Source organism: Streptomyces boluensis (genome assembly GCF_009908195.1).
GTDB lineage: Bacteria > Actinomycetota > Actinomycetes > Streptomycetales > Streptomycetaceae > Streptomyces > Streptomyces boluensis.
On sequence record NZ_JAAAHS010000208.1, the window covers coordinates 1 to 13,307 of the forward strand.

General features: G+C 70.3%; 11 protein-coding genes. 9 read left to right on the plus strand and 2 right to left on the minus strand.

Features of this window, described 5'->3' with window-relative positions; translation table 11 throughout:
• The first annotated feature begins 41 nt into the window (after nucleotides 1–41).
• From GUY60_RS23405 to GUY60_RS23420, 4 genes are all read left to right on the plus strand, one after another.
• A complete protein-coding gene (locus GUY60_RS23405) occupies nucleotides 42–1,196 on the plus strand; it encodes an epoxide hydrolase family protein (RefSeq protein WP_161701001.1) in 1,155 nt (384 codons plus the stop codon).
• 271 nt (nucleotides 1,197–1,467) lie between these two features.
• Entirely contained in the window at nucleotides 1,468–2,691 is a 1,224-nt protein-coding gene (locus tag GUY60_RS23410; protein WP_161700989.1) for an RNA-guided endonuclease InsQ/TnpB family protein, read from the plus strand.
• A gap of 85 nt (nucleotides 2,692–2,776) precedes the next feature.
• Nucleotides 2,777–3,193 carry a hypothetical protein gene (locus tag GUY60_RS23415; protein WP_246235505.1) on the plus strand — a complete coding sequence of 139 codons (417 nt, stop codon included), beginning with the start codon at nucleotides 2,777–2,779 and terminating at the stop codon, nucleotides 3,191–3,193.
• 160 nt (nucleotides 3,194–3,353) lie between these two features.
• Nucleotides 3,354–4,427, plus strand: coding sequence for a substrate-binding domain-containing protein (locus GUY60_RS23420; protein ID WP_161700991.1), 1,074 nt, complete (start codon nucleotides 3,354–3,356; stop codon nucleotides 4,425–4,427).
• 52 nt (nucleotides 4,428–4,479) lie between these two features.
• Here the strand turns inward: GUY60_RS23420 and GUY60_RS23425 are convergent, their stop codons facing one another.
• Nucleotides 4,480–6,420, minus strand: coding sequence for a DUF2264 domain-containing protein (locus GUY60_RS23425; protein WP_161700993.1), 1,941 nt, complete (start codon nucleotides 6,418–6,420; stop codon nucleotides 4,480–4,482).
• Between the two features lie 521 nt (nucleotides 6,421–6,941).
• Here GUY60_RS23425 and GUY60_RS23430 point away from each other — a divergent pair.
• From GUY60_RS23430 to GUY60_RS23450, 5 genes are all read left to right on the plus strand, one after another.
• On the plus strand, nucleotides 6,942–8,273 hold the full coding sequence (locus tag GUY60_RS23430) for an ABC transporter substrate-binding protein (RefSeq protein ID WP_312866396.1): 1,332 nt from the start codon (nucleotides 6,942–6,944) through the stop codon (nucleotides 8,271–8,273).
• Nucleotides 8,273–9,259 (plus strand): carbohydrate ABC transporter permease, encoded by a 987-nt coding sequence (locus GUY60_RS23435; RefSeq protein WP_376771310.1) that lies wholly within the window; start codon nucleotides 8,273–8,275, stop codon nucleotides 9,257–9,259. Before GUY60_RS23430 ends, GUY60_RS23435 begins: the two co-directional genes overlap by 1 nt.
• Nucleotides 9,260–9,348: 89 nt before the next feature.
• Nucleotides 9,349–10,173, plus strand: a complete 825-nt coding sequence (locus tag GUY60_RS23440) for a carbohydrate ABC transporter permease (RefSeq protein WP_161701005.1) — start codon at nucleotides 9,349–9,351, stop codon at nucleotides 10,171–10,173.
• A gap of 167 nt (nucleotides 10,174–10,340) precedes the next feature.
• The gene (locus GUY60_RS23445; protein WP_161701006.1) at nucleotides 10,341–11,321 is read left to right on the plus strand and encodes a hydroxyacid dehydrogenase; all 981 of its coding nucleotides are present in this window, start codon (nucleotides 10,341–10,343) and stop codon (nucleotides 11,319–11,321) included.
• Between the two features lie 77 nt (nucleotides 11,322–11,398).
• Nucleotides 11,399–12,514 carry a LacI family DNA-binding transcriptional regulator gene (locus tag GUY60_RS23450; protein ID WP_161700997.1) on the plus strand — a complete coding sequence of 372 codons (1,116 nt, stop codon included), beginning with the start codon at nucleotides 11,399–11,401 and terminating at the stop codon, nucleotides 12,512–12,514.
• Nucleotides 12,515–12,554: 40 nt separating this feature from the next.
• On the opposite strand, the gene GUY60_RS23455 is transcribed toward GUY60_RS23450, so the two are convergent.
• Nucleotides 12,555–13,262, minus strand: coding sequence for a heparin lyase I family protein (locus GUY60_RS23455; RefSeq protein ID WP_161700999.1), 708 nt, complete (start codon nucleotides 13,260–13,262; stop codon nucleotides 12,555–12,557).
• Nucleotides 13,263–13,307: the final 45 nt, after the last annotated feature.

The window sequence follows — 13,307 nt, forward strand, 5'->3', positions numbered from 1 at the left end:
CCCCCGCCCCACCCCCCGACAACCATCTCCACCCGTACCGCATAGACATCCCGCAGAGCGACCTCGACGACCTGAACGAACGGCTCGACCGCACCAGGTGGCCCGACCAACTCCCCGGCACCAGCTGGGAGTACGGCGTCCCGCTCGACTACCTGCGTGAGCTGACCCACCACTGGCGGCACAGCTACGACTGGCGTGCCGCCGAGGCGCGGCTCAACCGGTGGCCGCAGTTCGGGACCGTGATCGACGGCGCCACCGTGCACCTCGCCCACATCCGCTCGCCGGAGCCCGACGCGATGCCGCTCCTGATGACACACGGCTGGCCCGGCTCCTTCGCGGAGTTCGAGGCGGTCGCCGGTCCGCTCACCGACCCGCGCGCGCACGGTGGCGACCCCGCCGACGCCTTCCACCTGGTGCTGCCGAGCCTCCCAGGCTTCGGCCTCTCCGGGCCCACCCGGGACACCGGCTGGGAGTACCGGCGCATCGCGCGCGCCTTCGCCGAGCTGATGGCCCGCCTCGGCTACCCGCGCTACGGCGTGCAGGGCGGCGACTGGGGCGCCGCCGTCTCCCGCGAGCTCGGCCGCACCCACCCCGACCGCGTCCTCGGCGTCCACCTGAACCTGCTGCCCGGCGCCCACCAGACCAGCGCACCCACCGAGGCCGAACTCGGCGCCCTCAGCCCCGCCGAGCGGGCCCGCACCCTCGCCTCCTGGGCCCGGCACCAGGAGTGGACCCGCGAGCGGCAGGGCTACGCCGACATCCAGTCGACCCGGCCGCAGACCCTGGCGTACGGGCTTACGGACTCACCGGTTGGGCAGCTTGCCTGGATCGCCGAGAAGTTCAAGGAGTGGACCGGCGCGCGCGAGCGCCCCGAGGAGGCGGTGGACCGCGACCAGCTGCTCACCAACGTGATGCTCTACTGGCTGACCGGCACCGCGGGTTCCGCCGCCCGCGTCTACTACGAGCGGGCGCACGCCGAGTCCGCGGGCCGGCCCTTCGCCCCCTCGGCCACCCCGACCGCCCTCGCCGTCTTCCCGTACGACAACTTCGTACCGCTGCGGCACATCGCGGCGCGTACCGACAACATCGTGCGGTGGACCGAGTACGAGCGGGGTGGGCACTTCGCGGCGATGGAGGTGCCCGAGCTGCTCGTGGGTGACATCCGGGCGTTCTTCCGCTCGCTGCGGGCGGCCTAGGGCGGCTTTTTCCTCGACTGCGACGGCTGCGGCACGATCGGCGGGGCGCGGCAGGTCATCCGCTACCGGGATTCATTCGTAGTGCATCGGGCTTCACCCCGGTGGTGAAGCGAAGACCACCCATGTGTTGGCCCGTCAGGTGATCGTTCGTGAACTCGTTGTGCCGGATTTGATCGCGGCAACTATGAGCGCATGCGCCATAAACGTGCAGTGTCGGACAGTTCTGGTCTTGGGGTCTCGCTGGTGGTCGTACGTGCGTACGTTGCTTCGTATGCAGCTTCGGTACGCCTTCAGGTTGTACCCGGATCGGGTTCAACGTGCGGCGTTGGCGCGGGCGTTCGGGTGCGCTCGCGTGGTGTTCAACGACGTTGTACGTGCGCGTCTGGACGCGCGTGCGGCGGGCTTGCCGTTCCCGAAGGCAGGGGAGCTGTCGAAGCGCCTGATCACCGAGGCGAAGCGGTCCGAGGCCCGCTCGTGGCTGGGTGAGGTTTCCGCGGTGGTGCTGCAGCAGTCCCTGCGCGATGCCGAGACGGCCAACCGGAACTTTTTCGCCTCCCTCAAAGGCGAACGCAAGGGGCCCAGGTTGAGGGCGCCGAGGTTCAAGTCCTGCAAGGACAGCCGGCAGTCGATCCGGTTCACCGCCAACGCTCGCTGGTCGGTCACCGAAAGCGGGCGGCTGAGTCTGCCGAAGATCGGGGCGGTGAAGGTGAAGTGGTCACGCACCCTGCCCAGCACTCCTACCTCGGTCACTGTGATCAAGGACGCGGCCGGGAGGTACTTCGCCTCGTTCGTCATCGACACCACCCAGGACGCGGATGCCGCCCGCATGCCCGGCAGCGACCAGAGTGTCGGGGTCGATCTGGGGCTTACGCACTTCGCGATCCTCGACGACGGCACGAAGATCGACTCCCCACGGTTCCTGCGCCGTGCGGAGAAGAAGCTGAAGAAGGCTCAGCGGGAGCTGTCCCGTAAACGGAAGGGATCGAGGAACCGGGAGAAGGCCCGGCTCAAGGTTGCCCGCGCCCATGCTCAAGTGGCGGATGCGCGCCGCGAGTTCCACCATCAGTTGTCCACGAAGTTGATCCGCGAGAACCAAGCGGTCGCTGTGGAGGACCTGGCGGTGAAGGGGCTGGCGCGTACGAGGCTGGCGAAGAGTGTGCACGACGCGGGCTGGGCGCAGTTCGTGGCCATGCTCGTGTACAAGGCCGAACGGTACGGACGCACCCTGATCAAGGTTGGCCGGTTCGTCCCGACCAGCCAGACCTGCTCGCACTGCGGCCGCCGCGACGGGCCTAAACCACTCCACGTTCGGGAGTGGACCTGCCCCGCCTGCGGGACACTCCTCGACCGGGACATCAACTCCGCACGCAACGTGAAACAGGCCGCCGGACTGGCGGTATCAGCCTGTGGAGCGCAGGTAAGACCAGAACTCGTTCTGGCGCAGCGCGACGAAACAGGAAGCCGCGGATTCCCTCCCGAAGCCCGTGCCGCCTAGCAGCACAGACTTGGGGAGGGAAGGCCAGAATCCTCGGGCTTCAGCCCGAGGAGCAAGTCAAAACATCTCCGAGAACGACTGCCGGATGAGCAGCGTCAGCGCCGGCAGGTCCGCGCTCCGCATGTACAACAACGTTCTGTACTGCGTGGGCAAGAAGTTCGACATCACCCTCCCCGACGAGAGCGTCGTCGAGAACAACATCTGGGTGGGCACCGCCGACTCCGCTCTGCCCACCGGCACCGGGATCTCCTGGCAGTGGAACGTCTTCCAGGGTGTGCCACGGCCGACCGCCAACGGCATCGTCGGGGACCCGCAGTTCGTCGACCCGGGCAGCGGTGGCGACACCATCCACTCCGTGGACGGCTACCAGCTGAAGTCGACCTCACCCGTCCTCGGCAACGGTGCGGTGGTCAGCGCCAACGGCGGCCGCGACTACTGGGGGAACCCGGTCTCCGCCACCGCCAAGCCGAACCGGGGGGCCTACAACGGGCCCGGCCGGTAGGCCCGGCCCTGTGCCCGCCCTGCCGGCTGCCTGATTACTGTGGCGATCAGATGACCAGAGATGATCAGGTATCTTCTCGATACCCGATACCCGATCTCCGGGTTCACACGAGGTGACAGGCGCCGCATCCCGCTGCGGGCGGGCACAGGGGAGGAACCCGATGACCACTTCGGCGCAGGAACGTCGTACGCGCATTCTTGAGGTCGTGCGGGGATCCGGAACGATCCGGGTCGTCGAGCTCGCGTCCCGTCTCGGCATCCCCGCCGTCACCATCCGGCGCGATGTCGCCGCGCTCGCCGACGAGGGGAAGATCGAGCGTACGCACGGATCCGTGTCCCTGCCCGCGGACACCGGCTCAGGGGCGGCGGCGGGCGGCCCGGGGCGGGTCATCGGCATGCTCGTACCGACGGTCAACAACTACTTCGACGAGGTGGTGGCCGGTGCGAGCGAAGCAGCGACCGCCGCGGGCGCCCGGGTGATCCTCGGTATCGCCCCCTACGAGACCGACAGCGATCAGGCACAGGTCGACCGGCTCCTCGAGTCGGGGGTGGACGGGCTGCTGCTCACGCCGAATACGGCACCCGGCGACGGCCTCGCCGGCGGCGACTGGCTCGGCGAACTGCCCGTACCCGCCGTCCTCGTGGAGCGCCGTGCGGCCCCCGCGAGCCCCGCCGCGCAGCTCGACGCGGTCTGCTCCAACCACCGCCACGGCGTACTCCTCGCACTGCGCAGGCTGGCCGAACTCGGGCACCGCTCGGTCCTGCTCGCGGCCCGTGGCGACACCCGGACCGCGCACGAAGTACGTGCCGGGTACGCCGCGGCCGTGCACCACCTCGGCCTGACGGAACTGCCCGTGATCGACGTGCCCAACCCGGGGAACGCCCACTCTTCCGGCGACGACCGGGACCTGGCCGCGCAGATCGCCGAGGCCGCCCGCGCGGGCGCCCGCGCCGTACTCGTCCACAACGACCAGGACGCCATCCAACTGCCCCCGCTGCTGCGGACACATGGTCTGGTCGTGCCCCAGGACATGGCGTTGATCTCCTACGACGACGTGTACGCCGCGCTGTCGGACCCGCCACTGACGGCGGTCGCCCCGCCGAAGCGGGCCGTCGGGGCGGAAGCGCTGAATCTGTTGCTGCGGCGCCTTGACGCGGGCGCCGATCTGCCGGTGCATCAGATCGAGCTGCTGCCGTCGCTCAAGATCCGTGCGTCCTGCGGCGATCCGGTGTGAGTCGTGCCCAACTACCGGCGGGGTACGGACTGTTGAGTCACGGGGCCCGTGCTCACTGCCCAGGTGTGCCGGTCACCTCGACGGACCGGGTGCCCAGCGTCGCGCGGTGCTCGCTTCCCTCCGGCCACAGCACCGTGATCGACCAGCCGCCGCCGCTCGACCGCGGCGCGATCTCGACCTCGACCCGAGGCTCGCCCAACTCCCCGTTGCCGCCCGCGCCCGCCAGGCGGAACGCACCCGCGAACAGGCTCGTCCCCTGACCCGTACGTCCCCGTAGCACGGGCGCCGCGGCCGACGGGCCGAACGCTGTGCCCGCCGGCGAGCGCGCGACCTCGGCGCCACCCGCGCCGAGCACACAGCGGGCCAGGCTGCGCAGCCCGTCCTCGTTGCCCACCCATGCCCGCGCGGCCGCGTCGCCGGTCCCCGTCTCGAACTCCTCCCCGGCCAACGCCCAGCCCCCGTGCACCACTTGGGTCCCGGGCGGCGCTCCGGTCACGACGTGGAGCCGTACCTCGTCGCTGCCGTGCACGAGCGTGAGCGAGGTGATGTCGACGCCCCGGAGCTGCCGGCCGCCGATACGGGGGTGGTGGGCGGACGCCGCCCAGCCGGGACCGGCGCCGAGCGGTTCGATCCGGCCGCGCTCACTGATGGCGCCGTCGAGTTCGAGACCGAAGTGGTTGTCCGGCAGGTCTTCCGTCGGGCCGGTCACCGTGGAGTGGGCGAGCGCGGAGTAGAGCGGGTTGTCGGAGGCGACCTCGTCGGCGGGCTGGTCGTCGCTGCCGTGGTTGTGCAGGCGTACGACCCCGTCCGCGACGGTGGACTGGATCAGCCATCCAGGCTGCGGCAGTCCACGCACATGGTCGGCCGACTCGGCGGGCGCGGGCTGCTCCGTCGCGGTCCACTCGGGGTGGTCGGGCGGCAGGAGCAGTCCGAGGAAGCCGCAGGAGGCCCAGTACGGCGAAGCGGCACCGGAGTAGGACTGCACCATCGGCGGGTACGGGCCGTGCCAGCCGAGGGAGAGTAGCCCGCGCTGGTCCACCGCGCCCCGGTCGAGGAAGTAGCGCAGCGCTCCGGACGCGATCCGGCGGGTGGCTCCCGGAGCCAGCGGCGTGCTGTCGGCGATGACCCCGGCCCAGAGGGACGCCGCCGCCCCGAACCGGTAGGTCAGCGAGCGGCCCTGATGGACCGGTGCTCCGTCGCCGCCGAACGTGCGCGCGTAGCTGTCCAGATAGGCGCGGAGCCGCTCGCCGTACACCCTCGTCAGCGCCACGTCGCCCGCCAACTGCGCGTGCAGGACCGGCAGTAGGTGCATGGCCCAGCCGTTGTAGTGGTCAAAGGCGCGCGGGCGGCCGTCGGTGTACCAGCCCTCGCCCAGATACCACCGGTCGATCGCGGCGAGGCCACGGTCGACGGCTGCTCCGGCCGCGTCCGGCTCGATGCCGACGTCCTTGAGGAACCCGCCGACCGTGAGGGGGAACAGCCACCAGTTGTTGTCGTGCGGCGTGTGCCGGAGGGCTCCGGCGAGCCAGCTCCCGACCCGTTCGCGGACGCCGTCGTCGAGCCGGTCCCACAGCCACGGGCGGGTGAGGCGCAGGGACAGGGCCACGGTCGAGGCCTCCACCATGGCCTGCCCGCGGTCGGTGATCACCCCCCAGGACTCGCCGTCGCCGTCCGCGAGTTGGCGCTCCGTGGTGGGGGTACGGGTGCCGGCGTCCAGGCCTTCCGCGTACCGCTCGAGGAGTCCGTGCGCGTCCTCACCGCCCGCCCCGGCCACCCGCAGGGCGGCGAGCTGGAAGGTGCGGGCGTATCCCTCCAGGCCGTCGGAGCGGCGGCCGGACCAGCTCGGCCGAGGGCCGGGAAGGTCGATGAGGGCGTGGCGCGGGCTCGCGTAGCGGCGTACGGCGGCGAGCAGGCCGTCGGCGGTGGCTTCCCAGTGTGTTCTCGTCCAGCCGGTGAGCGGGCTCAGGATGCGGTCCTCGGGCGGGAGTTGCATGGCGGGCCCTTCGTCGACGGCCGTCCCGGTCCGATGCGGAGGCAGTCGATGCGCATCGGAGAGGCAAGTATCGGAGAGGCAAGTTCTGATCAAGTAATCAGGGGCGGTCGCACCGTAACAGCCGGCTCCGGGGGTGCAGTAGAGGCCCGATGCAGCGGCGCATGGCCATCTGCCGCTCCAGTGGGGCGAGTTGAGGATTGATCGCATCAGGTCATTTGATCGCGAGGTCTTGACTCCGATCGAAGTGCGTCTCAGGATGTCCATCAATTCAGCGCCTGGCAGCGCCGGCGGGACTCCGGCGTTCGCGACCTTCAAGGAGCCGCGCTATGTCTTCTTCCTCGTTCTCCCGCCTTAGGGCCTCTCTTTCGGATCATCCCGGGGGCGTGGGGTCTGGCACGCACATCTGCGGCGTTGTCGTCGGTTGCCAATGCTCCGCAGTGGCGCCCTCCTCCGCCTTGCAGCTGCACGCACCAGACCCCACTCAGGCCGACCGAGACGCCCCGTCGACCGGATCCGGGCTGATCCGAAAGAAAGGCCCTAACAGAGCCTGGAGTTCGGGCTTCGTCGCGGCGGCCACCGCACTGAGCCTCGCCACCCTCTCCGCGTGCGGCGCCGGCGACGGTGCGGACGCGTCCGGACAGGACGGGCCCGTGACGATCACCTTCTGGGGCTGGGCCAAGGGCACCAAGGAGGTCGTCGACGCCTTCAACGCGGACCAGTCGGACGTGCGGGTGAAATTCCAGGAGATCCCGTCCGGGAACGCCGGCGGCTACGCCAAGATCTCCAACGCGGTGAAGGCCGGCAACGCCCCCGACCTCTACAACGTCGAGTACCCGCAACTGCCGGACTTCGTCAGCCGTGGCGCGGTCCAGGACATCAGCAAGTACGTCTCCGCCGACGTCCGTTCGAAGTACCTCCCGCAGGCCATGCGCCTGACCTCGCTCGGCGGTGCCACCTGGGCGCTGCCGCAGGACGTCGCGCCCCAGGCCTTCTACTACCGCAAGGACATCTTCAAGAAGGCCGGCATCACCAGCCCGCCGAAGACCTGGGACGAGTTCCGCGCGGACGCGGAGAAGGTGAAGAAGGCCGACCCGAAGGCCCGTATCGCCACCTTCTTCCCGGACGATCCGAACACCTTCGAGGCGATGGCGTGGCAGGCCGGCGCGCAGTGGTTCAAGACCGAGGGCGAGACCTGGAAGGTCGGCTTCCAGGACAAGGCGACCCGGCAGGCCGCCGGCTACTGGCAGAAGATGGTCGACGACGACCTGATCCATGTCATGCCCTCCTTCTCCCAGCAGTGGACGGCCTCGCTCCAGAAGGGCGAGACCGCCGGTTATCTGGGGGCCAGTTGGGGCGCGGGCGTACTGGACGGCACGCTCCCCGACCAGGGCGGCAAGTGGGCGGCCGCGCCCATTCCGACCACCGGCGGTACGGCCGCGAGCGGCATGCTCGGCGGGACCACGTTCGCGGTGTCGAAGGACAGCGAGAAGGCTGAGGCAGCCGTGAAGTTCGCCGAGTGGGCGACCACCACGGAGGCGGGCATCAAGGCACGCATCGCATCCGGCACGTCGTCCGCGTACCCCGCCGCACCCGAGCTGGTGCCGGTGGCACAACGGGCGTTCAAGAGCGCGCTGTTCGGCGAGCAGGACGTCTACGGGCTGTACAAGGACGCCACCGGCACCATCAAGCCGGACTGGTCCTGGGGCCCTGTGATGGGTACGACGAACAACTCCCTGAAGGATTCGTTCGCCAAGGCCGGCAGCGGCGGGGACGACATCATGGCGGCCGTCCGCGAGGCGGAGGCAGCGACGAAGAAGGAGCTGGGCAACCGCGGCATCAAGGTGACGGACTAGTGGTCGCCCCCGCGCCGCAGGGCGTCACCTCACCTGCCGCCCGCCCTGCCCGGCCCCGGCGGGCGCGGCGGCCACAGTGGGCGTGGCGGCCACGGCGGGCGCGGCCGGGGGCACCGGCCCTTCTCCTGCTCCCGTTCTTCGTCCTGTTCACCGTCTGCACCCTGATTCCCATCGGGAACGCGGTCTATCTGAGCCTGTACCGAGAGGAGCGGTCGGGCCTCGGATTCGGCGGTGTGGAGCGCGTCTTCGCCGGTCTCGGCAACTACGCGAGCGCACTCGAGGACTCCGCGTTCCGTGACGGCTTCCTCAACCTCGCCCTGTACTGCCTGCTGTACATCCCGCTGATGACCGGGTTCTCGCTGCTGCTCGCGCTGCTGCTCGACTCGGCCCTTGCCCGCGCGAAGCGCTTCTTCCAGCTGGCGCTGTTCCTGCCGCACGCGGTGCCCGGCATCATCGCCGCCCTGATCTGGATGTACCTCTACACACCGGGGGTGAGCCCGGTGATCGGAGCCCTGGACGCGGCCGGTCTCCAGGCCGACGTGCTCGGCGCTCCGGTGCCTGCCGTGGTCAACATCGCCCTGTGGGAGTGGACCGGCTACAACCTCATCATTTTCTTCGCCGCTCTCCAGGCGATACCCCGCGAAGTCCTCGAGGCGTCCGTCGTCGACGGCGCGGGACCGCTCCGTACCGCACTGAGCATCAAGGTCCCGCTGATCCGGCCCTCGCTGGCCATGGTCGGACTGTTCACCGTGATCGGCTCCCTGCAGCTGTTCACCGAACCGATGATCCTGCACGGCGCGGCCCCCGGCGTGGTCACGACCTGGACGCCCAACATGTACGCCTACACCGCGGCCTTCGAGCGGAACGACTACGGACTGGCCGCCGCCGCCTCCGTACTGCTCGCCCTGGCGGCAGCCGCCCTCTCGTTCCTCGTCACCCGCTTCTCCGGCGGCCGTTCCACCGAGGCGAAAGGAACCGAGGCATGAGCATCAGCACGCCCCTGAAGACGCGCCGGCCGGCCCGGTCCCTCCCGTCCTTCGACCTCCCCGGGCCGAAGCGCCGCCCGTCCTGGTCGATGTCGAAGACCGTGGTGAACGGTGTCCTGCTCCTCGCCACGCTCTACATGCTCCTTCCGCTCCTTTGGCTGGTGACGGCCGCCGCCAAGAACACCGGCGACCTGCTCGGCGGCCGGACCCTGACACCCGACCGCTGGCACCTGGGCCAGAACCTCGCCGACCTCGCGTCCACCGGCCACGGCATCTACTTCCGCTGGTACCTCAACTCCCTTCTCTACGCGGGAGTCGGCGCCGCCCTCTGCGCGTTCATCTGTGTGGCCGCCGGCTACGCCTTCCACGTCTACGGGTTCCCCGGCAAGGAGCGGCTGTTCGGCCTCGTCCTGCTCGGCGTGCTCGTGCCGACCACGGCACTGGCCCTGCCGATGTACCTCCTCGCCTCGAAGGCAGGAGTCGTGAACACCTTCTGGGCCGTCTTCCTGCCCTCGCTCGTCAACCCGTTCGGTGTGTATCTGGCCAGGGTGTTCTGCGGCGGATACGTCCCCGGGGAGGTCCTCGAAGCCGCCCGTGTGGACGGGGCGAGTGAACTGCGGACGTTCTGGTCGATCGGCCTGCGCATGGTCATGCCGGGCTTCGTGACGATCTTCCTGTTCCAGTTCACCGCCATCTGGAACAACTTCTTCCTGCCGCTCGTCATGCTCTCCGACACCACACTCTTCCCGGTGAGCCTCGGGCTCTACTCGTGGAACACCCAGACCCGCGCCTTCCCCGAGTACTACCCGCTGGTGGTCACCGGGTCCCTGCTCGCCATCGTTCCCCTGGTCGTGGCGTTCATCGCCCTGCAGCGGTTCTGGAAGGCCGGACTGACCGCCGGATCGGTCAAGTGACGGACACCGGGAGGCCCGGCGAAGCCGAGTTCGCTGACCGCGACGACGAGCACCACCCGCCCGCAGAGCAAGACCTCTCCCGGGAGAAGCCCGTGCACAACCGCCTTCCCGTCACGGACGCCGCACCCAGGGCAGTGCCCGGCCACCGGCCACGGGCCCTGCTCGCCATGCACGCCGACCTGGCCGCCAGGCTGATCGACGCGGACACGATGCGCCGGCTGACCGCTCTCGCCGACCTCGATCCGGCCCTGGTGGTCGACGACTTCAGTACGCCGCAGGCCGCGGCCGCCCTCAACACGGCCGAGGTGATCGTCAGTTGCTGGGGCTGCCCGCCCCTGACCGAGGACGTCCTGGCGGCGGCTCCCCGGCTCCGTGCCGTCATCCACGCGGCCGGGTCCGTGAAGCACCACATCACCGACGCCTGCTGGCGGCGCGGCATCGAAGTCACGTCCGCGGCCTGGGCCAACGCGCGACCCGTGGCCGAGTACACGGTCGCCCTCGTCCTGCTCGCGAACAAGGACGTATGGCGCATCCGGGAGGACTACCGGAACCGTCGCGCCGCCCACGACTGGCAGGCCGCGTACGCCTCCACGGGAAACTACCGCCGCACGGTGGGCATCGTCGGGGCCTCCCGGATCGGCCGCCGGGTCCTGGAACTGCTGCGTGCGCACGACCTGTTGCTGCTGCTCCACGACCCGTATCTGCGGCCGGGTGAGGCGGAGCGTCTCGGCGCACACGCGGTCGGCCTCGACGAACTCTGCGCGAGGAGCGACGTGGTGAGCGTGCACGCCCCCGAACTGCCCGCGACCCAGCACCTCATCAGCCGCGACCGGCTGGCGATGATGCCCACCGGATCGACTCTCATCAACACCTCCCGAGGCTCGCTCATCGACCAACAGGCGCTCACCGACGAGCTGTCGAGCGGCCGACTCAACGCCGTACTGGACGTGACAGTGCCGGAGGTGCTGCCGCCGGACTCCCCGCTCTACGACCTTCCGAACGTGCTCCTCACCCCGCACATCGCCGGTTCCCTCGGCAACGAACTCCACCGCATGGCAGCCGCCGCCACCGACGAACTGGAGCGCTACGTCACCGGCCGCCCGTTCGCACACCCCGTCACAGCGGAGGAGTGGGAACGCTCGGCCTGAGCCCTCACGTCGGACTGAGCGTATTGATCGGAAGCGATCGTTATGCTGGCGGACCTGACCTGACGGAGGGAAGCGCCATGCGGCCGCATGTCGACCGGCGTCACGAGCGGGTCCTCGCACTGGTACGGGAACGGGGCAGCGTCCGCGTCGCCGAACTCGCCGCGGAACTGGGCGTGTCCGCCGTCACCCTGCGCCGCGACGTGGAGGCCCTGGCCACGCGGGGCCGCGTGCACCGGCTGCACGGCGCCGTCGTGTGGCCAGGGGATCAGGTACCCGCGCCGCGCGGCGCCGAGACCGCATCCGAGACCGCATCCGAGGCCCAACTGCCTTCCGCCGAGGGCCTGGTGCTCGGCATGGTCGTACCGACCACCGGCTACTACTACGCCGAGGTGGTCCAGGGCGCCCGCGAGGCCGCCGAGGCGCGCGGCGCCCGGCTCGTCGTGGGGCTCTCGCACTATCTGCCCGACGAGGACGGCCCGCAGGCCCAGCGGCTGCTGTCCACGGGCGCCGACGGGCTGCTCCTGACGCCGAGTTGGGAACGGAGCGCACCCGAGCCGGGCGCCGGAGCGTGGGTGACCGAGCTCGGCGTGCCGACCGTCCTGGTCGAGCGCTGGGCGCCGCCCGGACACCCCGCGGCGGGACTCGACCGCGTCAGGACCGACCATGCGTACGGCGCGGCCATCGCCGTGGCGCACCTCGCCGGGCTCGGCCACCGCAAGGTCGCCCTCGCAGCCCAACACGCCCCGCACCGTGGCCAGTTGCAGGCCGGGTACGCGGCCGCCGTCGAGGCGCTCGGCCTCGACCCCGCCCCCGTTTCCCCCCTTGACGCCGTGCCCTCCACCGAGGCGGCCGACCGCTTCGAGCGCACCCTCGCCTACCTCTGCGAGGCCGTCGAGGCGCACGGAGTGACGGCCGCCCTGGTCCACAGCGACGCCGACGCGATCGTCCTGATCCCCCGCCTCCAGGCCCGCGGCGTGCGCGTCCCGGAGGACCTGGCGGTCATCGCGTACGACGACGAGGTGGCGCCCCTTGCCGACGTGCCACTGACCGCGGTGGCCCCCGCGAAGCGCCAAGTCGGCGCGCGGGCCGCTGAGTTGCTCATGGACCGCCTGACCGCGGCGCCCGCCGCGCGACAGCACCTCGACGTGCTGCCGGAGCTGAAGGTGCGGTCCTCGTGCGGCGAGGGGGCCTGACGCTGCGCGGGCCGATCGGGTTGTGACGCGGGGGGGGGGCTCAGTCCACGTCGCCGTACGTCGTCCCGACCCGGAGCCCGTCGATCCAGTTGATGACGCGCTTGTCCTTCACCTCGGCCCCGTACGTGCCGAAGCGGGTGTCGTTGCCGAGGTCGTCCCAGGTGCGGCCGGAGAACTCCGCGACCTTGGTGCCGTTGTGGAACGCCGCCACCCACCCGCCGGACGCGTCCGAAGAGGTGTGGATGCCGAGCACCACGCGGTGGTACGTACTGGTCGCGACGGGCGTGGACCACTTGAGGGTCCACTTCTCGCCGACCTCGATGTGGAACAGCTTGAGGACGCCGCCCTCGACCTTCATGAGCACCGGATAGTTCTGCTGCTGCTGGTCACCCGTGCCGTACGACTTCCACTGGAAGATCGTCCCGGCGTCCGGGGTGTTGGTGGAGGTGTCCCAGCCGATCCAGTACGTGGAGTTGTTCCGGAACGTGTAGCGGGAGCCGTTGACGGTGATCCCGTGGGCCTCGCAACGCTCAAGCCCGAGCGGCTTGTTGAACTTGAAGACCGTGCCGCGACCGTCGGCGTTGTCCTGCGTGCCGACGCTGCCGGGGGAGTCGCAGAGCACCGAGGAGAACACCCCGGTACCCCCGCCCGCGTCGCCGTCCCAGATGACGGAGGCCTCGGCCGGGGCGGCGCTGAAGAGGAGCAGGGAGGTCACGGCGGCGGCCAGGGCGCCGGTGCGCTTACGCATGGAGGCTCCTTGAGAGCGAGGGGGGAAGTGGGGCTCTCTACGGGG

Bases quoted from the DNA above. Each gene is read 5' to 3' on its own strand.
- GUY60_RS23410 (WP_161700989.1), top strand. From the start codon at position 1,468: ATGCAGCTTCGGTACGCCTTCAGGTTGTACCCGGATCGGGTTCAACGT.
- GUY60_RS23415 (WP_246235505.1), top strand. From the start codon at position 2,777: ATGAGCAGCGTCAGCGCCGGCAGGTCCGCGCTCCGCATGTACAACAAC.
- GUY60_RS23420 (WP_161700991.1), top strand. From the start codon at position 3,354: ATGACCACTTCGGCGCAGGAACGTCGTACGCGCATTCTTGAGGTCGTG.
- GUY60_RS23425 (WP_161700993.1), bottom strand. From the start codon at position 6,420: ATGCAACTCCCGCCCGAGGACCGCATCCTGAGCCCGCTCACCGGCTGG.
- GUY60_RS23440 (WP_161701005.1), top strand. From the start codon at position 9,349: ATGTCGAAGACCGTGGTGAACGGTGTCCTGCTCCTCGCCACGCTCTAC.
- GUY60_RS23445 (WP_161701006.1), top strand. From the start codon at position 10,341: ATGCACGCCGACCTGGCCGCCAGGCTGATCGACGCGGACACGATGCGC.
- GUY60_RS23450 (WP_161700997.1), top strand. From the start codon at position 11,399: ATGCGGCCGCATGTCGACCGGCGTCACGAGCGGGTCCTCGCACTGGTA.
- GUY60_RS23455 (WP_161700999.1), bottom strand. From the start codon at position 13,262: ATGCGTAAGCGCACCGGCGCCCTGGCCGCCGCCGTGACCTCCCTGCTC.